Source organism: Mycobacterium sp. E2327 (genome assembly GCF_001672675.1).
Lineage (GTDB): Bacteria > Actinomycetota > Actinomycetes > Mycobacteriales > Mycobacteriaceae > Mycobacterium.
Window position 1 is genome coordinate 12072 of record NZ_LZKE01000141.1, and the last position, 21896, is coordinate 33967.

General features: G+C 69.7%; 20 protein-coding genes and 1 riboswitch. Of the genes, 14 read left to right on the forward strand and 6 right to left on the reverse strand.

All coding sequences use genetic code 11. The features are described 5' to 3' along the window. Window positions 1-13: 13 nt before the first annotated feature. Window positions 14-685, reverse strand: coding sequence for a (2Fe-2S)-binding protein (locus A5712_RS16690; protein WP_068107228.1), 672 nt, complete (start codon window positions 683-685; stop codon window positions 14-16). Between the two features lie 39 nt (window positions 686-724). Further along, a riboswitch (cobalamin riboswitch) is annotated at window positions 725-857 on the reverse strand. A gap of 166 nt (window positions 858-1023) precedes the next feature. On the opposite strand from A5712_RS16690, the gene recA reads away from it, so the two are divergent. Genes recA through A5712_RS16710 form a run of 4 tightly spaced genes read left to right on the forward strand, consistent with a single transcriptional unit; the run spans window position 1024 to window position 5793 of the window. After that, the gene (recA, locus tag A5712_RS16695; protein WP_068107230.1) at window positions 1024-3156 is read left to right on the forward strand and encodes an intein-containing recombinase RecA; all 2133 of its coding nucleotides are present in this window, start codon (window positions 1024-1026) and stop codon (window positions 3154-3156) included. Then, window positions 3122-3643, forward strand: coding sequence for a recombination regulator RecX (gene recX, locus A5712_RS16700; protein WP_068107231.1), 522 nt, complete (start codon window positions 3122-3124; stop codon window positions 3641-3643). Before recA ends, recX begins: the two co-directional genes overlap by 35 nt. Before the next feature lie 54 nt (window positions 3644-3697). Then, window positions 3698-5203, forward strand: a complete 1506-nt coding sequence (gene miaB / locus A5712_RS16705) for a tRNA (N6-isopentenyl adenosine(37)-C2)-methylthiotransferase MiaB (RefSeq protein WP_068107318.1) — start codon at window positions 3698-3700, stop codon at window positions 5201-5203. Beyond that, window positions 5191-5793 carry a hypothetical protein gene (locus A5712_RS16710; protein ID WP_068107233.1) on the forward strand — a complete coding sequence of 201 codons (603 nt, stop codon included), beginning with the start codon at window positions 5191-5193 and terminating at the stop codon, window positions 5791-5793. Before miaB ends, A5712_RS16710 begins: the two co-directional genes overlap by 13 nt. Here A5712_RS16710 and A5712_RS16715 read toward each other — a convergent pair. Continuing rightward, window positions 5790-7121 (reverse strand): DUF349 domain-containing protein, encoded by a 1332-nt coding sequence (locus tag A5712_RS16715; RefSeq protein WP_068107235.1) that lies wholly within the window; start codon window positions 7119-7121, stop codon window positions 5790-5792. The genes A5712_RS16710 and A5712_RS16715 overlap by 4 nt on opposite strands. Before the next feature lie 518 nt (window positions 7122-7639). Between A5712_RS16715 and A5712_RS16720 the strand changes: the two genes are divergently transcribed. The 7 genes from A5712_RS16720 (at window position 7640) to A5712_RS16750 (ending at window position 16439) form a co-directional block, all read left to right on the forward strand. Continuing rightward, complete coding sequence (locus tag A5712_RS16720) at window positions 7640-8602, forward strand: DMT family transporter (protein WP_068107237.1); 963 nt, start codon at window positions 7640-7642, stop codon at window positions 8600-8602. A 20-nt stretch (window positions 8603-8622) separates the two neighbouring features. Further along, the gene (locus tag A5712_RS16725; protein ID WP_068107239.1) at window positions 8623-9306 is read left to right on the forward strand and encodes a hypothetical protein; all 684 of its coding nucleotides are present in this window, start codon (window positions 8623-8625) and stop codon (window positions 9304-9306) included. Beyond that, the gene (miaA, locus tag A5712_RS16730; RefSeq protein ID WP_068107241.1) at window positions 9303-10232 is read left to right on the forward strand and encodes a tRNA (adenosine(37)-N6)-dimethylallyltransferase MiaA; all 930 of its coding nucleotides are present in this window, start codon (window positions 9303-9305) and stop codon (window positions 10230-10232) included. The genes A5712_RS16725 and miaA overlap by 4 nt, the downstream gene beginning before the upstream one ends. 4 nt (window positions 10233-10236) lie before the next feature. Further along, on the forward strand, window positions 10237-11109 hold the full coding sequence (gene dapF, locus A5712_RS16735) for a diaminopimelate epimerase (RefSeq protein WP_068107319.1): 873 nt from the start codon (window positions 10237-10239) through the stop codon (window positions 11107-11109). A 46-nt stretch (window positions 11110-11155) separates the two neighbouring features. After that, window positions 11156-12583: a GTPase HflX gene (hflX, locus tag A5712_RS16740; protein ID WP_068107243.1), complete on the forward strand. Its 1428-nt coding sequence runs from the start codon at window positions 11156-11158 to the stop codon at window positions 12581-12583. A gap of 104 nt (window positions 12584-12687) precedes the next feature. Beyond that, window positions 12688-13848, forward strand: a complete 1161-nt coding sequence (locus tag A5712_RS16745) for an acyl-CoA dehydrogenase family protein (RefSeq protein WP_068107245.1) — start codon at window positions 12688-12690, stop codon at window positions 13846-13848. A 404-nt stretch (window positions 13849-14252) separates the two neighbouring features. Beyond that, the gene (locus A5712_RS16750; RefSeq protein WP_068107246.1) at window positions 14253-16439 is read left to right on the forward strand and encodes an LGFP repeat-containing protein; all 2187 of its coding nucleotides are present in this window, start codon (window positions 14253-14255) and stop codon (window positions 16437-16439) included. A gap of 8 nt (window positions 16440-16447) precedes the next feature. Here the strand turns inward: A5712_RS16750 and lexA are convergent, their stop codons facing one another. Continuing rightward, a complete protein-coding gene (gene lexA / locus A5712_RS16755; RefSeq protein ID WP_068107248.1) occupies window positions 16448-17134 on the reverse strand; it encodes a transcriptional repressor LexA in 687 nt (228 codons plus the stop codon). A gap of 300 nt (window positions 17135-17434) precedes the next feature. Here lexA and A5712_RS16760 point away from each other — a divergent pair, with 300 nt between their 5' ends. The 3 genes from A5712_RS16760 (at window position 17435) to A5712_RS16770 (ending at window position 18971) form a co-directional block, all read left to right on the forward strand. Further along, window positions 17435-17929 (forward strand): LysM peptidoglycan-binding domain-containing protein, encoded by a 495-nt coding sequence (locus A5712_RS16760; protein WP_068107250.1) that lies wholly within the window; start codon window positions 17435-17437, stop codon window positions 17927-17929. 66 nt (window positions 17930-17995) lie between these two features. Further along, on the forward strand, window positions 17996-18475 hold the full coding sequence (gene nrdR, locus A5712_RS16765; protein WP_068107252.1) for a transcriptional regulator NrdR: 480 nt from the start codon (window positions 17996-17998) through the stop codon (window positions 18473-18475). A gap of 10 nt (window positions 18476-18485) precedes the next feature. Beyond that, window positions 18486-18971: a peroxynitrite isomerase gene (locus A5712_RS16770; RefSeq protein WP_068107254.1), complete on the forward strand. Its 486-nt coding sequence runs from the start codon at window positions 18486-18488 to the stop codon at window positions 18969-18971. A 2-nt stretch (window positions 18972-18973) separates the two neighbouring features. Here A5712_RS16770 and A5712_RS16775 read toward each other — a convergent pair whose 3' ends face one another. From A5712_RS16775 to A5712_RS16785, 3 genes are read right to left on the reverse strand one after another with little or no spacing between them, the layout of a single operon-like run. Further along, window positions 18974-19660 (reverse strand): PhzF family phenazine biosynthesis protein, encoded by a 687-nt coding sequence (locus A5712_RS16775; protein ID WP_068107258.1) that lies wholly within the window; start codon window positions 19658-19660, stop codon window positions 18974-18976. A gap of 33 nt (window positions 19661-19693) precedes the next feature. Further along, window positions 19694-20725, reverse strand: coding sequence for an alpha/beta fold hydrolase (locus A5712_RS16780; protein WP_068107260.1), 1032 nt, complete (start codon window positions 20723-20725; stop codon window positions 19694-19696). A gap of 46 nt (window positions 20726-20771) precedes the next feature. After that, window positions 20772-21746, reverse strand: coding sequence for a proteasome assembly chaperone family protein (locus A5712_RS16785; RefSeq protein WP_068107262.1), 975 nt, complete (start codon window positions 21744-21746; stop codon window positions 20772-20774). Window positions 21747-21896 lie beyond the last annotated feature (150 nt).

Sequence of the window (21896 nt, forward strand, 5' to 3'; positions counted from 1 at the left end):
CCTGGGTGCACACTCAGCGGCCCGGACGCTCACGGCGAAACACGCAGTCGCCGCAGACCGATCGCCCGGGCACGCGATAGAACAGACAACAGCTGCGACGCCGGAAGCCCAGGTGTGAGCCGGTGATCATGCCGGAACCGGCCAGCATGCCGGTTTCCAGCAGGGACTCGGTCATCTCGATGATCGCGGGCCGCAGGTCGGGGCGCGCGACGAGCAGCGCCCGGGACGCCCCGACCAGCGCGGACGCGATGTTGCCCGCCAGCAGGGCGGGCGCCAGCTTGACGCGCAGGCCGGCGGCGAACGGTTTCATGTGGCCCCGGACGACGAGGCGGTACAGCAACTTCGCCGACGGCCGGTCGACGGCCTGCCCGACGGGCTCGGGGATGCGCAGCTGCGCCCCGTCGTCGGCGCGCTGCAGGCATTTGAGATCGGGGATCACGCCATGGCCCAGCGCACACGCCAGCACCGGCGACCACAACCGCGTGGCGTGGCCGAGGTGAACCAGCGAGGCGGCGATCCGCAGGTCCGACGTGTGATAGCGCCGCGCGGTGGCCTCGATCAGGTCGGCGAACCCGTCGGCGTATGACTGCCCGACCGGATGCCACCCCGCCGCGTCGCCGCCCACGGTGAACGTGAAAAACCTCTTGTAGGAAGATATTTCGGCCAGCTCGGCAGAAATGTCCATGCGCAACCAACCCTCTTAAGGGGAAATCCGCCCCAGTTCTCGTGAGGAAGCGCTGACGGTGAGTATCTGGCTCTCGGGTCGGGACGTGTCCGTCCCCGATCACAGTGGCGGGACCGCACCGGATTCGCACCGGTTTCCTCAGGTTGTCAGCCCCGTCAGCGCCTTGTCGGTAGCAAATGTTGCCACACGCCGTCGGGCGCCCGGCGTGTCACCTTGAATCGAACAGGTGTTCGGCTACTGTGGTGAGCGTTCGGGGACTTGTCGGACCCCGCGCCTAGGGTCACCGCCAACCGACCGATACCGGTCAGAAGAACACAACGACGATAGGAAGAGGCATCATGACGCAAGCCCCCGACCGCGAGAAGGCCCTCGAGCTGGCGATGGCCCAGATCGAGAAGAGCTACGGCAAAGGCTCGGTGATGCGTCTCGGCGACGAGATGCGCCAACCGATCTCGGTCATCCCGACCGGATCCATCGCACTGGACGTGGCATTGGGCATCGGCGGCCTGCCACGTGGCCGGGTCGTGGAGATCTACGGCCCGGAGTCCTCGGGTAAGACCACCGTCGCGCTGCACGCGGTGGCCAACGCCCAGGCCGCCGGCGGCGTCGCGGCGTTCATCGACGCCGAGCACGCCCTGGACCCGGATTACGCCAAGAAGCTCGGCGTCGACACCGACTCGCTGCTGGTCAGCCAGCCGGACACCGGTGAGCAGGCGCTGGAGATCGCCGACATGCTGATCCGTTCCGGCGCCCTGGACATCCTGGTCATCGACTCGGTGGCGGCCCTGGTGCCGCGCGCGGAGCTCGAGGGCGAGATGGGCGACAGCCACGTCGGGCTGCAGGCCCGGCTGATGAGTCAGGCGCTGCGGAAGATGACCGGCGCGCTCAACAACTCGGGCACCACGGCGATCTTCATCAACCAGCTCCGGGAAAAGATCGGCGTGATGTTTGGGTGCATGAACTATTCGACCCGAGTGACTCTTGCAGATGGCACCACCGAAAAGATCGGCAAGATAGTCAACAGCAAGATGGACGTCGAGGTGCTGTCCTACGACCCGAAGACGGACCAGGTTGTGCCTCGCAAGGTTGTGAGCTGGTTCAACAACGGGCCGGCGGAACAGTTCCTCCAGTTCACCGTCGAGAAGTCCAGCGGTAACGGCAAGTCGCAATTCGCCGCGACGCCCAACCACCTCATTCGCACGCCGGGCGGCTGGACAGAAGCCGGTGATCTCATCGCAGGCGACCGGGTGCTGGCCACCGAACCCCATCTGCTCAGCGATCAGCAGTTCCAGGTGGTATTGGGATCGCTGATGGGTGACGGGAACCTCTCATCCAACCGACGCGATCGCAATGGGGTCCGTTTCCGTCTGGGACACGGCGCCAAGCAGTTGGATTACCTGCAGTGGAAGACCGCATTAATGGGCAACATTCGGCATTCGGTGCGAGAGAACGCAAAGGGCGCGAGCTTTGTCGACTTCACCCCACTGCCCGAGCTCGCTGAATTACAGCGCGCGGTCTATCTCGGGGACGGCAAGAAGTTCTTGTCCGAGGAGTATCTCAAGGTGCTCACGCCCCTGGCTCTGGCTATTTGGTACATGGATGACGGCTCATTCACCTTGCGTTCCAAGGGATTGCAGGAGCGTACGGCAGGTGGCAGCGGGCGCATCGAGATTTGCGTCGAAGCCATGAGCGAAGGCACCCGTGCGCGGTTGCGTGACTACCTGTGTGATACGTACGGCTTGGATGTGCGTCTGCGTCAGGCTGGTTCAGCCGGTAAGGCGGTGCTGGTGTTCTCCACCGCGGCAACCGCGAAGTTTCAGAAGCTGGTGGCGCCGTACATGGCGCCGTCCATGGAGTACAAGCTGTTGCCGCGCTTCCGCGGTCAGGGGACGGTGACGCCACAGTTCGCCGAACCCACGCAGCAGTTGGTACCGGCCCGCGTTCTCGATGTGCATGTCAAACCGCACACCCGGTCGATGAATCGGTTCGATATCGAGGTCGAGGGCAATCACAATTACTTCGTTGACGGAGTGATGGTGCATAACTCGCCCGAAACGACAACGGGCGGAAAGGCTTTGAAGTTCTACGCGTCGGTGCGCATGGACGTGCGCCGGATCGAGACGCTCAAGGACGGCACCAACGCGGTCGGCAACCGCACCCGGGTCAAGGTCGTCAAGAACAAGGTGTCGCCGCCGTTCAAGCAGGCCGAATTCGACATCCTCTACGGCAGGGGCATCAGCCGCGAGGGCTCGCTTATCGACATGGGGGTGGACCAGGGCTTCATCCGCAAGTCCGGTTCGTGGTTCACCTACGAGGGCGAACAACTCGGCCAGGGCAAGGAGAACGTGCGCACCTTCCTGATGGAAAACGCCGACATCGCCAACGAGATCGAGAAGAAGATCAAGGAAAAGCTCGGCATTGGCGCGGTCGTGACCGATGAAGACGTCCTCCCCGCCCCCGTCGACTTCTGAGCCCTCCCGCGAGGAGCAGGCGCGGGCGCTGTGCCTGCGCCTGCTCACCGCGAGATCGCGCACCCGGGCCGAGCTGTCCGCCCAGCTGTCCAAACGCGGATACCCCGACGACGTCGCCGAGCGGGTGCTCGACCGGCTGGCCGCCGTCGGCCTGGTGAACGACGCCGAGTTCGCCGAACAGTGGGTCGAGTCCCGGCGGGCCAAGGCGGGAAAGAGCCGGCGCGCGTTGGCCGCCGAGCTGCGGACCAAGGGCGTCGGCAAAGAGCTGATCGGCGCCGCGCTGGCCGGGATCGACGCCGCCGCCGAGCGGGACCGGGCCGAAGAGCTGGTGCGGGCCAAGCTGCGGCGCGAGACGCTCAGCGACGACGACGCGCGGCTGAGTCGCCGGCTGGTGGGGATGCTGGCGCGCCGCGGCTACGGCCAGAACCTGGCGTGCGAGGTGGTGCTCGCCGAGCTGGCCGCCGAACGCGAGCGCCGCCGGGTCTAAGCTGCGGGTTCATTCGGCCGACCCCGGTCGCCGTACCATGGCCCCGTGACTTCGATGGTGGCCCGAGACGTTTCGGGAGCGCGTACCTACCAGGTGCGTACCTACGGCTGCCAGATGAACGTCCACGACTCGGAGCGGTTGGCGGGCCTGCTGGAGGCGGCCGGCTACCGGCGCGCGGACGACGGGACCGACGCCGACGTGGTGGTCTTCAACACCTGCGCCGTGCGGGAGAACGCCGACAACAAGCTGTACGGCAACCTCAGCCACCTGGCCCCGCGCAAGCGCGGCAACCCCGACATGCAGATCGCCGTCGGGGGCTGCCTGGCCCAAAAGGACCGCGACGCGTTGCTGCGCAAGGCGCCGTGGGTCGACGTCGTGTTCGGCACGCACAACATCGGGTCGCTGCCGACGCTGCTCGACCGCGCCCGGCACAACAGGGTCGCCCAGGTGGAGATCGCCGAGGCGTTGCAGCAGTTCCCGTCGTCGCTGCCCAGCGCACGCGAATCCGCCTACGCCGCTTGGGTTTCCATCTCCGTCGGGTGCAACAACACCTGCACGTTCTGCATCGTGCCGTCGCTGCGCGGCAAGGAGGTCGACCGCAGCCCGGCCGACATCCTCGCCGAGGTCCAATCGCTGGTCGACGACGGCGTGCTCGAAATCACCCTGCTGGGCCAGAACGTCAACGCCTACGGCGTCTCCTTCGCCGACCCGGCGCAGCCCCGCGATCGCGGCGCCTTCGCCGAGTTGCTGCGGGCGTGCGGGCGCATCGACGGGCTGGAACGGGTGCGGTTCACCTCGCCGCACCCGGCCGAGTTCACCGACGACGTCATCGAGGCGATGGCGCAGACACCCAACGTCTGCCCGGCCCTGCACATGCCGCTGCAGTCCGGGTCCGACCGGGTGCTGCGCGCGATGCGCCGCTCCTACCGCGCCGAGCGCTACCTGGGCATCATCGAGCGCGTGAGGGCGGTCATGCCGCACGCGGCGATCACCACGGACCTGATCGTCGGATTTCCCGGCGAGACCGAAGAGGATTTCGCCGCCACCCTCGACGTCGTGCGCCAGGCCCGCTTCGCGGCGGCGTTCACCTTCCAGTACTCCAAGCGGCCCGGCACCCCCGCGGCAGACTTCGACGGCCAGCTACCGAAAGCCGTTGTGCAGGAACGCTACGAGCGGCTGGTCGAGCTGCAGGAGCAGATCTCGCTGGAGGGCAACCGCGCGCTGGTCGGGCAGACCGTCGAATTGCTGGTCGCCACCGGCGAAGGGCGCAAGGACGCCCGCACGGCGCGCATGACCGGACGCGCGCGCGACGGCCGGCTGGTGCACTTCTCCTGTTCCGAAGCCTCGAACGACCAAGTGCGGCCCGGCGACATCGTCACCGCCGAGGTCACCGGGGCCGCGCCGCACCATCTCATCGCCGATGCCGGCATCCTGCGCCACCGCCGCACCCGGGCGGGCGACGCCCACGCCGCCGGGCGGCGCCCGCGCACGATCGGCCTGGGCATGCCGGCCGTCGGGCCGGCCACCGATCCGCTCGAACCCCTGGGATGTGCAAGATGAAAAAAGAACACACCGACATCGACGCGCTGCGGACCGAAATCGACGCCGCCGAACGCCGGGTGGCCGGCGAAATCGAGCCCGGCCCAAGGGCTTTGGTGGTCGCGATCCTGGTGTTCGTGCTGCTGGCGTCGTTCATCCTGCCGCACACCGGGCACGTGCGCGGCTGGGACGTGCTGTTCTCCAGCCATGGCGCCGGCGCCGCCGCGGTGTCCCTCCCGTCGCGTGTGTTCGCCTGGCTGGCACTGGTGTTCGGCGTGGGCTTTTCGATGCTCGCGCTGATGACCCGGCGCTGGGCGCTGGCCTGGGTGGCGCTGGCGGGCTCGGCGATCGCGTGCGGCGCGGGCCTGCTGGCGATCTGGTCGCGCCAGACCGTGGCCGCCGGGCATCCCGGGCCGGGTGTGGGGCTGATCGTCGCGTGGATCACCGTGATGGTGCTGACGTTTCACTGGGCCCGCCTGGTCTGGGCGCGCACCGTCGTGCATCTGGCCGCCGAGGAGGAGCGGCGCCGGATCGCCGCAGCGCGGCAGTCGATGACCCTGCTGGACACCCTCGACAAACCGGACGACCCCGAGGCCCCACCGAAAGGCTAGGACCGGCGCGTCAGCGCCTCGGCGGCCGCGTCGGCCCACTGCCGCCACTGTTCGGCGTTGGCCCTGGCCTCGTCGGCCTCCTTGGTCCGGCCGGCCGCCGCGGCCTTTAGCGCCTGCTGTTCGTACTGCTCGGCGCGGGTGCGGAACTGTTCGGCGCGGGCCTGCGCCTGCGGGTCGGACCAATCGGCGTCGCCGGCGTCGCGCACCTTCTTCTCGACCGCGCGCAGCCGGCGCTCCAGCTCGCCGGAGCGTTCCCGCGGCACCTTCCCGATGGCATCCCACTTGTCGGCGATGGACCGCAAGGCCGCCCGCGCCGCGTCGAGATTGCTGGTATCGATCTTTTCCGCCTCGGCCAGCAGCGCCTCCTTGGCGGTGGCGTTGGCGCGAAACTCGGCGTCCTTTTCCGCCGCCGCCGCGTTGCGGGCGGTGAAGAAGCAATCCTGGGCCGCCTTGAAGCGCTTCCAGAGGGCGTCGTCGACCTCCCTGGTCGCACGCCCGGCCGCCTTCCATTCGGTGAGCAGCTTGCGGAACTCGGCGCTGGTGGCGGTCCAGTCCGTCGAATCGGACAGTTCCTCGGCGCGCTCGCAGAGCCGTTCCTTGGACTGCCGGACCCCCGACCGCTCCCGGTCCAGCTCGGCGAAATGGGAACCCCGCCGCCGGTTGAAGGTGTCCCGCGCGGCCGAATAGCGCTTCCACAGCGCGTCGTCGACCTTGCGGTCCAGGCCGCTGATCGTCTTCCACTCGTCGAGGATCGCGCGCAACCGGTCGCCGGCGGCCTTCCACTGAGTCGCGTTGGCGGCGAGGTCTTCGGCCTCGGCGGCCAGGGCCTCCTTGCGGGCGGTCTGGGCGGCCCGATGCTCCTCGCGCTTCGAGCGGCCCTCGGCGATGGCCGCGTCGGCGCGCTCGAGCAGGCCGGCCAACCGGGCCGCGAGCGCGTCGACGTCACCGAGGACGCTCGCGGTCGGCAACGTCTCGGACAGCGCCGACGCGTGCGTCCTGATCTTGCGGGCGTCCCCGGTGCCCGACGCCAGCCGCTCCTCCATGAGGGTGACCTCGGTGCTCAGGTCGTCGAAGCGCCGGCCGAAGTGGGCGAAGGCGGCCTCGCGGTCGCCGGCCTGCCAGGAACCGACGACGCGTTCGCCGGCCGAGCTGATCAGCCAGACGGTGCCGTCGTCGTCGACGCGGCCGAACCGGTGCGGATCGCTGGACGGATGGGCGACCACCGGGACGGGTCGCGGCCCCGGGCTCACGGGCCGGGGTCCGGGGCGCGGGCCCGGGCGCGGCACCGGCTTGGGTGGGGCGTTGCTGCCGGGCTCGTCGGACGTCATGCGCTCGTCACCAACCCTTCTGCAACTTCGCGCGGTGGTGTTCCGCGCGCCTGCCGCGCGTGGCGGCTCCCTTAACGCTCTTTGACCGTTTCCAACAGTATTCAAGCAGCTTGGCGGGCGAAGCGCGCCTACTGTTTTGCCGCGCCCGGCCTTCGCCCGCGTCGGCTAGCTTCGCAAACGCCGGACCGGACCCACACTTCGCCCTGGGCGGGACCCGGCGCGCCGGGATAACGGTTCGATTCCACCGTCGCTCCGACCATTTGGCGGCGGCGCCCGGCCCGGTACGGTGGCACAGGCCGATGGTCGTTTTCTCGCAGTGGCTTCCGAGGGGGTGATCGCGATGGCCGAATCGCGCAATTTCCCGGGGGTTTTTCGCAGGTGCGGCCCGGTTCGTCGACGGATCACCGGGGTTCGCTGGGGTCGAGACCCCGGCGCGCCCCATTACAGTGGTCGTTGAACTGTTAGGTAACGGCACGTGTACATACAGCTTTCGGACGGAACGCTGGTGAGGGGTCCCCATGTCGAAAGTTGACGTCGCCGCGCTGATCGCCTTGTGCGCCGCGCTGGCCTCCGCGGTCGGCGACGTGATCCGGCAGCGGTCCGCGCACGAGATCACCGACAAGGAAGTCGGCCACCTCGAGCTGTTCCGCATGTCGTTGCGCGACAAGCGATGGTGGATTGGCGGCCTGGCCGCGATCACCAACTACAGCCTGCAGGCCGGTGCGCTGGCGTGGGGGTCGGTGGTGCTCGTGACGTCGCTGCAGGTGACCGCGCTGCTGTTCGCGTTGCCGATCTATGCGCGCCTGACCAGGCAACGGGTGACCCGCTGGGAGTGGGTCTGGGCGGTGGTGCTGGCGGCGGCGTTGGCCGTAGTGATCATCGTCGGCGACCCGACGGCCGGCAACCAGCGGGCGCCGCTAGAGACGTGGCTCATCGTGGCCGTGGTGATGGGTCCCACGCTGGTGCTGTGCGTGCTGGCGGCGCGGGTCTGGAAGGGGCGGCCGGTCGCGGCGGTGCTGCTGGCCGTGGTCGCCGGTTCCTCGCTGGCGCTGTTCGCCGTGCTGACCAAGGGCGTCGTCGAGGTGGCCGAGGAGGGGCCCGGCGCCGTGTTGACCGCGCCCGAGTTCTACCCCTGGCTGGCGGTCGCGCTGTGCGGAATGGTTTTTCAGCAGTCCGCCTTCCGCGCGGGCGCGCTGACCGCGTCGTTGCCGACGATGACGGTGGCCAAGCCGGTGGTGGCGGGCGTGCTCGGGGTCACGGTGCTCGGCGAGACGCTCTACACCAAGGGTCCCGCCGCGTTCGTGCTGGTTTCGGCGGTGGCCCTGGTGATCATCGCGACGGTCGCGCTGGCGCGCGGCGAGGCCGCCTCGATCGCGGCGGAGGTGGGCCGAGACGTCGTGGAGGCGCGCGAGGCGTTGACCGCGCACGATGCCCCCCCGGTCCCACCGCCAACGGCGGAGAGCAGCCCGACGATCACCTAGCGCCTGGTTAGTGTGGTTGCGTGCTGAGCGCCATCGCGATCGTTCCCGCCGCGCCGGTGCTCGTTCCCGAGCTGGCCGGGGCGGCCGCCGCCGAGGTGGCCGACCTGACCGCGGCGGCGCTGGCCGCGGCCGCCCTGTTGCCGTCGCGCTGGGTGGCGATCGGGACGGGCCCGACCGACGAGGTCGTTGGGCCCGACTGCAGCGGCACGTTCGCCGGTTTCGGCGTCGACGTGCCGGTGCGGCTGTCGCCGCAGGCCGCCCGGGCCGCCGAACTCCCGGTGTGCGCGCTGCTGGCCGGGTGGGTGCGCGGCCTGGCCCGCCCCGAAGCCAGCGTGCGGGTCCACGTCTACCGCGGCGACCACGACGCCGGCACGGCGCTGGCCCACGGCCGGCGTCTGCGCGCGGAGATCGACCGGGTGCCCGATCCCGTCGGCGCGCTGGTGGTGGCCGACGGCGCGAACACCCTCACCCCGGCGGCCCCCGGCGGCCATCACCCGGGAGACGTCGAGGCGCAGCTGGCGTTGGACGACGCGCTGGCCGACGGCGACGCCGCCGTCCTGGCCCAGTTGCCGCCGCAGATCCTGGGGCGGGTTGCGTTCGGGGTGTTGGCCGGCCTCGCCGAGCCGGGGCCGCGGTCGGCCAAGGAGCTCTACCGGGGTGCGCCCTACGGCGTGGGCTACTTCGCCGGCTTCTGGCAGCCATGAACCGACCGCTCGCGATCATTGGGCCCACCGGCACCGGCAAGTCGCAGCTGGCGCTGGATGTTGCCGAGCGGCTCGGCGCGGAGGTCGGCGCGGAGGTCGTCAATGCCGATGCCATGCAGCTCTACCGCGGCATGGACATCGGCACCGCCAAGCTGCCCGTCGAGGAGCGCCGCGGCATCCCGCATCATCAGCTCGACGTCCTGCACGTCACCGAGACCGCCACCGTCGCCCGCTATCAGGCGGCCGCCGCCGCCGACATTGAGGCGATCGCCGCCCGCGGCGCCGTGCCGGTGATCGTGGGCGGCTCGATGCTCTACGTCCAGTCCCTGCTGGACGACTGGTCGTTCCCGGCGACCGACCCCGCGGTGCGGGCCCGCTGGGAACGGCGGCTCGCCGAGGTGGGGGTGGGGGAGCTGCACGCCGAGCTGGCCCGCCGGGACCCGGTGGCGGCCGCGGCGATCCTGCCCACCGACGGTCGGCGCACGGTGCGCGCTTTGGAGGTCGTCGAGCTCACCGGGCAGCCCTTCGCCGCCTCCGCGCCGCACATCGGCGCCCCGCGCTGGGACACCATCATCATCGGATTAGATTGTGACACAACGCTTCTCGACGAGAGATTAGCCCGCCGCACCGACGCCATGTTCGAGCAGGGCCTGGTCGACGAGGTCCGCGGCCTGCTGGGCGACGGCCTGCGCGACGGGGTCACCGCCTCGCGCGCCCTGGGCTACGCGCAGGTGCTGGCGGCCCTCGACGCCGGTGGCTCGGAAGACGGGCTGCGCGATGCGCGCGAGCAGACCTTCGTGGGCACCCGGCGCTACGTGCGACGGCAGCGGTCGTGGTTTCGCCGGGACCACCGCGTGCACTGGCTAGACGCCAATGCCACCGGGCTCGTCGACGCCGCGTTGCGGGCGTGGCGACAAGTACCCTGAACTGGTGATCTTCGCCAAGGGCCACGGCACGCAGAACGACTTCGTGCTGCTGCCCGACCTCGACGCCGCGCTGGCGCTGACCGCCGACCGGGTGGCCGCGCTCTGCGACCGGCGCCGGGGGCTGGGCGCCGACGGGGTGCTGCGGATCACCACCGCCGGCGCCGCCGCGGCGGCCGGCGTGCTCGAGCGCCTGCCGGACGGCGTCGGCGCCGGCGACTGGTACATGGACTACCGCAACGCCGACGGGTCGACCGCGCAGATGTGCGGCAACGGCGTGCGGGTGTTCGCGCACTACCTGCGGGCCGCCGGCCTGGAATCCCGCGACGAGTTCGTCGTCGGGTCGCTGGCCGGCGCGCGCCCGGTCACCCTGCACCACGCCGGCGACACCGACGCCGACGTCACCGTCGACATGGGCAAGGCGAACCGGCTCGGGGCGGGGGAGGCGGTAGTCGGCGGCAGGCGGTTTGCCGGGCTGGCGGTCGACGTCGGCAACCCGCACCTGGCCTGCGTGGACCCGCAGCTCGACGCCGACGGGCTGGCGGCCCTCGACGTCGGCGCGCCGGTGCAGTTCGACCACGACCAGTTCCCCGAGGGGGTCAACGTCGAGGTGCTCACGTCGCCGGTCGACGGGATGGTGCGGATGCGCGTGCACGAGCGCGGGGTGGGCGAGACCCGCTCGTGCGGCACCGGGACGGTCGCGGCCGCCGTCGCCGCGCTGGCCGACGGGGGCGCGGACACCGGGACGCTCACCGTGCGGGTGCCCGGCGGCGACGTCGTCGTCACCGTCACCGACGCCACCAGCTACTTGCGCGGACCGTCGGTGCTGGTGGCACGCGGCGAGATCAGCGAGGAATGGTGGCGCGCCCAGGAGCGTTAAATCAGGTGCGCTGCACCGATTTAGCGTGCACTATTGCTAATTGCCTATGACGAATCCTGAAACTCCCTTTCCCGATCAACCGGATCTAGAGCCCAGTGCGGGCGAACTCGCCCTCGAGGACCGATCGGCGCTGCGCCGGGTCGCGGGGCTGTCCACCGAACTCGCCGACGTCTCCGAGGTCGAGTACCGCCAGCTGCGCCTCGAGCGCGTGGTGTTGGTGGGCGTGTGGACCGAGGGCAGCGCCGCCGACAACCAGGCCAGCATGGCCGAGCTGGCGGCCCTGGCCGAAACCGCCGGCTCGCAGGTGCTCGAGGGCCTCATCCAGCGCCGCGACCGGCCCGACCCGTCGACCTACATCGGCTCCGGCAAGGCCGCCGAGCTGCGCGAGGTGGTCCTGGCCACCGGCGCCGACACCGTCATCTGCGACGGCGAGCTGTCCCCGGCGCAGCTGACCGCGCTGGAAAAGGCGGTCAAGGTCAAGGTCATCGACCGCACCGCGCTGATCCTGGACATCTTCGCCCAGCACGCCACCAGTCGGGAGGGCAAGGCCCAGGTGTCGCTGGCCCAGATGGAGTACATGCTGCCGCGGCTGCGCGGCTGGGGCGAGTCGATGTCCCGGCAGGCCGGCGGCCGCGCCGGCGGCAGCGGCGGCGGCGTGGGGCTGCGCGGTCCCGGTGAGACCAAGATCGAGACCGACCGGCGCCGCATCCGCGAACGGATGAGCAAGCTGCGCCGCGAGATCAAGGACATGAAGCAGGCCCGCGACACCCAGCGCAGCCGCCGGCTGGCGAGCGACGTCCCGTCCATCGCGATCGTCGGCTACACCAACGCCGGCAAATCCAGCCTGCTCAACGCGCTGACCGGGGCCGGGGTGCTGGTGCAGGACGCGCTGTTCGCCACCCTCGAGCCCACCACCCGGCGCGCGGAGTTGGCCGACGGGCGCCCCGCCGTGCTCACCGACACCGTCGGCTTCGTGCGCCACCTGCCCACCCAGCTGGTCGAGGCGTTCCGCTCCACCCTGGAGGAGGTCGTCGACGCCGACCTGCTGGTGCACGTGGTCGACGGGTCCGACGTCAACCCGATCGCCCAGATCAACGCGGTCCGCCAGGTGATTGCTGAGGTCGTTGCCGACCATCACGGCGACGCGCCGCCCGAGCTGCTGGTGGTCAACAAGGTGGACGCCGCGAGCGACCTCGCGCTGGCCAAGCTTCGGCACGGGCTGCCCGGAGCGGTGTTCGTGTCCGCCCACACCGGCGAGGGCATCGACGCGTTGCGGCGGCGGATGACCGAGCTCGCCGCCCCCACCGACACTGCCGTCGACGTCGTGATCCCCTACGACCGCGGCGACCTGGTGGCGCGGCTGCACGCCGGCGGGCGCGTGCAGCAGGAGGAGCACAACGCCGACGGCACCCGCATCCGCGCCCGCGTTCCCGTCGCGCTGGCCGCCAGCCTGCGCGAGTTCGCCGCGCCCTAGCGGTTCTCGGCGGCGCCGCGACCCCGCCGGCCGCCGACCAACCGGCTGGTTGGTATATCTTGGCGGCAGAGTCCCATTCGCCCGGAGGTCAGCGGAGGTCATCCATGGGCAGTGCCATCAAGTACGAGCGCACCCTTTTCGAGCCCGAGCACGATTTGTTCCGCGAGTCCTACCGCGGCTTCCTCGATCGCCACGTGGCGCCCTACCACGACGAATGGGAGAAGGCGAAGATCGTCGACCGCGGCGTGTGGCTGGAGGCCGGCAAGCAGGGCTTCCTGGGCATGGCGGTGCCCGAGGAGTACGGCGGGGGAGGCAACCCCGACTTCCGCTACAACACGATCATCACCGAGGAGACGACCCTCGGGCGCTACAGCGGCATCGGCTTCGGGTTGCACAACGACATCATCGCGCCGTACCTGCTGAAACTGGCCAACGAGGAACAGAAGCAGCGCTGGCTGCCCAAGTTCTGCACCGGGGAGATGATCACCGCGATCGCGATGACCGAGCCCGGAACCGGCAGCGACCTGCAGGGCATCAAGACCCGCGCGGTCAAGCAGGGCGACCACTACGTGCTGAACGGGTCAAAGACGTTCATTACCAACGGAATCAACTCCGACCTGGTGATCGTGGTCGCCCAGACCGACCCCGAAAAGGGCGCGCAGGGCTTCAGTCTGCTGGTCGTCGAGCGCGGCATGGAGGGCTTCGAACGGGGCCGCCACCTGGACAAGATCGGCCTGGACGCCCAGGACACCGCCGAGCTGTCGTTCAGCGACGTCAAGGTGCCGGCCGAAAACCTGCTCGGTGAGGAGGGCATGGGGTTCATCTACCTCATGCAGAACCTGCCGCAGGAGCGGATCAACATCGCGGTCATGGCGGCCGCGGCGATGGAAGGCGTGCTGGAGCAGACGCTGCAATACACCAAGGAGCGCAAGGCCTTTGGCAAGCCCATCGGCAGCTTCCAGAACAGCCGATTCCTGCTCGCCGAGCTGGCGACCGAGGCCACCGTGGTGCGCATCATGGTCGACGAGTTCGTCCGCTTGCACCTGGACGGGAAGCTGACGGCGGAGCAGGCCGCGATGGCCAAGTGGTATGCCACCGAGAAGCAGGTGCACCTGATCGACCGCTGCCTGCAGCTGCACGGCGGCTACGGCTACATGCGCGAATACCCCGTCGCCCGAGCCTATCTGGACGCGCGGGTGCAGACGATCTACGGCGGCACGACCGAGATCATGAAGGAGATCATCGGCCGCAGCCTGGGCGTCTGAGCAATGTGGTTGCCGCGCAAGGACACCAGGCGCGGCCGTTCGACGGGCCCCGATGATGAAAGGCCCAATTGGTCTATTGGCCCCCTAGATTGACGGCCAGCTAATGGCTTCACGTACCGTCGGCACATGCGTTTCTCGTATACCGAGTGCAGAGTGGCACTTCGGCAAACGGGCGATCGGGGCGCCGGAAGCCGTGGTTGGTCGCGGTTCGGGCATGCTCCGGCATCATTTCGACATCGGCGCGGTCTCCGTTTTCGCAATTTTCGTGATTTGACTTCGCATTTCTCCCCGGCAAGGGCAAAGTTATGCGAGCCCGGCGATATCACGGTTCGTAACGGGTCTGCGGGTGCGGCATGGCCAGGTATACGGGCCTGGGCGGCTTGGTGAACGGGCAGAGAGGTCGAATGCACAGGCTGATCGGGCGCGCGCTGGTCTGCATGGCGACCGCGGCGATGGCGGCCGCGCTGCTGGCCCCCGCCGCCTCGGCGTCCCCGATCGGCGATGCGGAGGCCGCCATGATGGCCGCCTGGGAGAAGGCCGGCGGCGACACCTCACCGCTCGGCGCCCGCAAGGGCGACGTGTACCCCGCCGGCGACGGGTTCGCGCTGGACTTCGACGGCGGCAAGATGTTCTACACCACCGACACCGGCGCCAAGTTCGTCTACGGGCCGATCCTGGACAAATACGAGTCGCTCGGCGGCCCGGCCGGCAGCGATCTCGGCTTCCCCACCATCAACGAGGTGCCCGGCCTGGCCGGACCCGACAGCCGCGTGGCCACCTTCTCCGCCGGCGACAAGCCGGTGATCTTCTGGACGTCCGACCACGGCGCGTTCGTGGTGCGCGGCGCGTTGAACGCCGCCTGGGACAAACTCGGCAGCTCGGGTGGCGTGCTCGGCGCGCCGGTCGGCGACGAGACCTACGCCGGTGAAGTCACCTCCCAGAAGTTCAGCGGCGGCGAGATCTCCTGGAACAGGAAAACCAAGGAGTTCACCACCAACCCGGCGACGCTGGCCGACCAGCTCAAGGGCCTGCAGGTAGCCATCGATCCGAACGCGGCCATCAACATGGCCTGGCGCGCGGCCGGCGGCGCCGGCGGCCCGTTGGGCGCCAAGCAGGGCGGGTCGTATCCCATCGGCGGCGACGGGGTCGCGCAGAACTTCGCCAACGGGAAGGTGTTCTTCAGCCCGGCCACCGGGGCCAACGCCCTCGAGACCGACATCCTCGCCAAGTACGAGTCGCTGGGCGGCCCGGCCGGCAGCGACCTGGGTTTCCCCACCGCCAACGAGGCCGACGGCGGCATCGGCCCGGCCAGCCGGATCGCCACGTTCGCCGCGGCCGACAAGCCGGTCATCTTCTGGACCTCCGACCACGGCGCGTTCGTCGTGCGCGGCGCGATGAAGGCCGCGTGGGACAAGCTGCGCGGTCCGAGCGGCAAGCTGGGCGCCCCGGTTGGCGACCAGGCCGTGGACGGCGACGTGGTGTCGCAGCAGTTCACCGGCGGCAAGATCTCCTGGAACCGGGCGAAGAACTCGTTCAGCACCGACCCGTCCAACCTGGCTCCGTTGCTGTCGGGCCTGCAGGTGTCCGGGCAGAACCAGCCGAGCACCGCGGCGATGCCCTCGCACGCCAAGAAGTTCACCTGGCAATGGTGGTGGCTGCTGGCCGCGATCCCGATTCTGCTGCTGATCCTGCTCGCGGTGCTGCTGGCGTTCACCTGGCGCCGCCGCCGGCGTCGGCGCGGCGCCGGCGACACCGGGGCCTACGAGCCCGAGCGCGACCTGGCCGCCGCCGGCTACGACGCTCCGGGCAACGGCCACTGGGGCCACGACGACGCGGAGGCGGCCACCGACTACGCCCCGTTCGGCCTGGAGCAGCCGGAGCATCAGCTTCCGGACGATGCCGGGCCGGCGCCGCGAGTCAGTTGGACCCGCGGGGCCGACGCCGGGGCCGCCGACGCGGACGAAGACCCCGACGCGGTGGACACCGATTCCATCCCGCTCGCCTCTGGGGCGACGCTGGCGGAGGCCGGCTACGACGACGTCCCCGAGGCGGAGGCCGGATACCCCGAGGTCGCCGCCGAGGACGTCGACTACACGGGCACCGAATACCTGCCCGGCTACGAAGACGACGAGTACGCCGATCCCGGCTACCCGGACGTCGCGGTTCCCCGCACCCCGCCGGAAGCCGCCTACGTGGGTGAGGTGCCGGTTGCCGAGGAACCGGACGCCGACTATCCCGAGCCGGAACCCCCGGACGGCGCCACCGACGCCGTCGCCGACGCCGCGGCCGCCGCGGGGGCGCTAGGGGCGACGGAGCCCCGAACCGGGCGCCACGCGGCCACGGACGAGGAAGACGTGCCGGAATCGGCGGCCGCTGCGACCAACGCCGCCCCGGCCGCCGGTGGGCGCCCGACGATCCACCTGCCACTGGAGGATCCCTACCAGGCGCCCGACGGCTACCCGATCAAGGCCAGCGCCCGCTTCGGGCTGTACTACACCCCGGGCAGCGAGCTCTACCACGACACGCTGGCCGAAATCTGGTTGGCCAGTGAGGAAGTCGCGCAGGCCAACGGCTTCATCAAAGCCGACTGAGCCGGCCGCTACACCTTGCGGATCACGGTGACGACCTTGCCGAGCACGGTCGCGTCGTTGCCCGGTATGGGGTCGAATGCCGGGTTGTGCGGCATCAGCCACACCTGACCGCCGGCGCGCTTGAAGGTTTTGACGGTGGCCTCGCCGTCGATCATGGCGGCGACGATGTCGCCGTTGTCGGCGACGTGCTGCTGGCGCACCACCACCCAGTCGCCGTCGCAGATCGCCGCCTCGACCATCGAGTCGCCCACGACCTTGAGCAGGAACAGGGTGCCCTCGCCGACCAGCTCGCGAGGCAGCGGGAAGACGTCCTCGACGGCCTCCTCGGCGAGGATCGGTCCGCCGGCGGCGATGCGCCCGAGCACCGGCACGTAGCTGGGTTCCGGCAGCGCGTCCGAGCCGGCGACGTCGGTGACGGGCGCCGCCTCGGTGGTTTCCTCGCTGCCGCGGACGTCCACGGCCCGCGGCCGGTTCGGGTCGCGGCGCAGGTAGCCCTTGCGCTCCAGCGTGCGTAGCTGGTGGGCCACCGACGACGTCGACGTCAGGCCGACGGCGTCGCCGATTTCCCTGATGCTCGGGGGATAGCCGCGGGTGGTGACCGACTCGCGGATGACGTTCAGGATGGTGCGCTGCCGTTCGGTCAGCGATGAATCGACGGATGAGCTGATCGAGGGAGTGTCGTTGCTGTCGCTCATGGGTTGAATGTAGCGGGAGGGCGGCCAAGAATCAAACATGTGTTCGACTGGCGTGTCGCCGGGGCCCAAAGGCCCTTGGGCCGGGGCGTCAAGACCCTATAGCTGCTGAATCACATGTGTGTAACTTTTGCGGGGATCGGGTACCTGTGCTGCATGTCAGAGGTCGCGCTTCCGGATCTGTCGGTGGTGCGGTCTAGCGTTTTGCTTGCTCGACACGCTTCGCTCAAATGTTCGGTCATCGAACATACGAGCGATATAGTCGAACACACGAGCGAGAACAACTGACCGGAGGAACGCAAGATGACAATCACCTACACCGTCTCGCCGCGTACCAGCAGCGTTCGCCGCCCGGTCAACGGGCCGGTGCCGGGGCTCTACCCAGGGCGGGACGGGCTGACCGGCTCGCGCCGGCCCGGCCCGTCCAGGCCGGCCGGCACGCCGCTGCGCTACCACGGCACCGGCGTCGCGATGTCCGTCGCCCCGCATCGCAGGCGTCCCGTCACGCTGGCCACGACGCTGGGGCTGGCGCTGGTCGCCGGGGTCATCACCCTGTGGCTGGGGCTGGTCGCCAACTTCGGGCAGGCGGTCAACGGCGACTCCGGGGGATCGGCCGCCGCCGTGCCGGATCGGCTGGCCGTCGTGCGGGTTGAGCCCGGCGAGTCCCTGCAGGACGTCGCCCACCGGGTGGCGCCGGAAGCGCCGGCCCGCCAGGTCGCCGATCGGATCCGCGAGCTCAACGACCTGAACTCGCCGGCGCTGGCCGCCGGCCAGACGCTGATCGCGCCGGTCGGCTGACACCAGCGTCGCGGTACGCTCGGGGTGTTCTGCGGCCCCGCAGGTGAGCACGGCGAAGGAGCGGTCATGCACTGTCCGTTCTGCCGCCATCCGGATTCCCGGGTGATCGACTCGCGGGAGACCGATGAAGGCCAGGCGATTCGGCGCCGACGCTCCTGCCCCGAATGCGGGCGGCGCTTCACCACCGTCGAAACCGCGGTGCTGGCGGTGGTCAAACGCAGCGGCGTCACCGAGCCCTTCAGCAGGGAGAAGGTCATCAGCGGCGTCCGGCGGGCCTGCCAGGGCCGCCAGGTCGACGACGACGCGCTGAATCTGCTTGCCCAGCAAGTCGAAGACACCGTTCGCGCCGCCGGGTCGCCGGAGGTGCCCAGCCACGAGGTCGGCCTGGCCATCCTCGGGCCGCTGCGCGACCTCGACGAGGTGGCTTACCTGCGGTTCGCCTCGGTGTACCGGTCGTTTTCGTCCGCCGAGGACTTCGAGCGCGAGATCGAGGCGCTGCGCGCGCACCGCAACGCGCCGACGGATCCGGAGCCGGCCACTCGCTAGGCTGGCGTCCATGCCGCCCGACCTGCATCCCGATCTGGAGGCGCTGGCACCCCTGCTGGGGACGTGGGCCGGGCGCGGCTCGGGCTTCTACCCGACGATCCAGCCGTTCGAGTATCTCGAGGAAGTCGTCTTCTCCCACGTCGGCAAGCCGTTCCTGACCTACGGGCAAAAGACCAAGGCGGTGGCCGACGGCAGGCCCCTACACGGCGAAACGGGGTATTTTCGCGTGCCCAGCCCGGGCAGCGTCGAGCTGATCGTCGCCCACCCGAACGGCATCACCGAGATCGAAACCGGGACCTACGCCGTGACCGACGGCCTCATCGAGATAGCGCTGTCGAGCACGGCGATCGGGCTGGCGCCGAGCGCCAAAGAGGTTACCGCCCTTGGCCGTTCGCTGCGCATCCACGGCGACGAGCTGTCCTACACGCTGCGCATGGGCGGCGTGGGGCAACCCCTGCAGGACCACCTCGTGGCCGTCCTGCACCGGCAGGGCTGACCTCAGTCGACCCGTCGGACACCGTCGTTGACGACGCGCCCGGCCACCCCGACCCAGCCCTCGGCGTTCCACGCGGTTTCGATGAACGAGCCCTTGCCCTGGGTGATGCGCAGGTCGCGGCCGAGGTAGTCGGTGAGCCGCATCGCCGCCGAGCCGGTTGCCTCGTCCTCCGGCACCCCGAGGTTCGCGAAAAACCCGCGGGTGCGCAGAGTCCCGGCGTCCCGGTCGATCCAGGCCCACAGGTAGTGCGCGGTGTCGTCCGGGAAGTCGGCCGGGTCGGCGGCGAGAACGTCGTCGGCCGAATCGAATTCGTGGATGGCCACCTCCGGTGCCCACTCCGAGCGGGCGCTGACGCCGGTCAGGTCGCCCTGATAGCTCACCTGCACGAGGCCGGCCGCCACGTGCAGCGTCTTGATCGGCGTACCGTTGTCGCGCAGCCACCACGACGCGCCGACGGTCGGGTGCCCGGCGAACGGAAGTTCGACGCGGGGGGTGTAAATCCGCGCGTGCGCGGTGGCCGAGCCGGCGGCCGGAATATCGATGAAAACCGTTTCGGCGTAGCCCAATTGGGCCGCCAGCCGCTGCCGGTCCGGGGGCGGTACCGCGGCGGCGTCAACCACACCGAGGCGATTACCGAAATTGCCGTCCGCGTCGGTGAAAACCCGCAACACCGTGACGTCGATGCCCATGACCCGACTGTACGGCGCGGGTCAACGGGTTTATCAGGTGGCGCTGCGCTCGTCGGAGCCCATGGCGTTCAGGACGGCGACGCGGGTGTCGGCCGGGCCCGTGACCGTCTTCTCGCCGCCCCCGCTGCGCAGCAGCGCCCGGAGGGCGGCCTGGTCGTATTCGGCGGGCGCGGTGCTGTCGATGAAGCGCTGGACGACGTCGATGAAGCGGGCCGGGTCGTCGTGGAAGGGGAAGTGGCCCGAACCCTCGAAGATCTCGAGACGCGAGCCGGGCATCGCGGCGTGCGCCATCCAGGCGTGCCGGACCGGAACCACCACATCCTTGGTGCCCCAGACGATCTGCACGGGGATGGCCTCGGTCAAATAACATCGGTCCAGCATCGTCACGATCTGCCCCCGCCAGTCCACGACCGCCCGCAGCGTGCGGCTGAACGCCGCCGACGCCGTCGGCTCCGGCAGGTCGTCAAGGATGCGCAGCACGTTGGGCAGGTCGTGGCCCAGCGCGGTCGACCCGATCGCCAGCCCGGCCAGCTTGCCCGCCAGCTGAACCGCCGGCAGCACGAGGGGCAGCCGCAGCAGCGCCAGCGCCTCGCTGCCCAACGGCAACGAGGCCAGCCGGAACACGACGTTGACGTCCTTGGTGACGCCGCCCGCGGCGACCAGGATGAGCCGGTCGACCAAATGCGGGAACTGGTAGGCGAATTGCATGGCCACGCCGCCGCCCAACGAGTGGCCGATAATTGTCACGCGCTCGATGTCGAGGACGGACAGCAGGTCGCGCATGCCGTTCGCGTAGGCGGCCGCGGAGTAGTCGGCGCGCGGCTTGTCGGATTTCCCGTGGCCCAGCAGGTCGGGGGCGATGACGGTGAACCGCTGGGCGAGCTTGGCCTGCACGGCATTCCAGGTGGTGGAGTTGTCGCCGATGCCGTGGAGCAGCAGAATCGCCGGCCCGGAACCGGCGATGCGGTAGGCCCGCCGGTAGCCGTGAATGGTGCGGTACTCGAGCGTGGGCGCCGTGACTTCACGCACTGGGCGAAGGTTGCTCTTGCGCTTCCGCTCGGTCATCTCCGCCAACCTTGGTGTCGGCCCGGGCTATGGGCGTTTTGAGTCCTCACGCCTGGTCGTCGTCGTTCTTCTTCTTCTCTGCCTGTTGGGCAAGGAATCGCTCGAACTCTGCGCCAAGCTCGTCGCCGCTGGGGAGATCCTCGTCGTGAGTTAGTAACGACCTGTTCTCCTGAGCGTCGATGAACGCATCGTACTGGCGCTCGAGCGCGGCCACCACTTGAGCCACCTCCGCGCTCGCCTGCACCTGCTCGTCGATCTTGGCGCGAATCTCCGCCGCGGCTTCGGTCAGCGCCGACAGCGGCAGCTCCAGCGATCCGCTCTTGGCCACCTGCTCCAGCAGCGCCTGCGCGGCCGCCGGGTAGTCGGTCTGGGTCAGGTAGTGCGGGACGTGCACGGTGAACCCGACGACCTCGTGACCGTGCTGGGCCATCCGGTATTCCAGCAGGTTGGACGCGCTGCCGGGGACCTGGATCTCCGAGATCCAGGGCTGGAAGTCGGCGATCAGTTCCTTGTCGTTGGAATGGGCGGTCAGCGTGATCGGGCGGGTGTGCGGGACCGCCATCGGGACGGTGCCCAGGCCGATCGTGCGCCGCACACCCAGCCGCTCGGCCAGCAGGCGCACCGCGGTGATGAAACGCTCCCACTTCAGGTCGGGTTCCATGCCGGCCAGCAGCAGAAACGGCGTGCCGACGCTGTCGCGCAGGGCGTACAGGCTCAGCTCCGGATCGTCGTAGTTGGTGAAGTGGTCGGTCTTGAACGTCATCAGCGGCCGCCGCGAGCGGTAATCCAGCAATTCGTCGATCGCGAACGACGCGACCAGCTCGGTGTCCAGCGCGGCCTTCAGGTGGGTGGCGGCCAGCCGTATCGCGTGGCCGGCGTCGGAGAAGCCCTCCAAGGCGTGCACCAAAACCGGGCCGCGGCCGTCGGCCGTCGACAACTGGGGCGCCGGGAACTCCAGCTCGTACATGCCGGACTGTCCTGGCTGGTCGTACTCGTCGCCTTGGTTTTGATCGTGGGCCATCGGGTCTCCTCCTTTCGGGGGTTGCTCCAGGGTGCCTTGACCAGTGTCCCCCGAACCAGCGGGCACCAACAATGGAACAGCTAACACCCTGCAGTCTTCACCGTCGAAACGCCCCAACCCGCGAACGTAATCCGCATGTCGGCCAGCAAA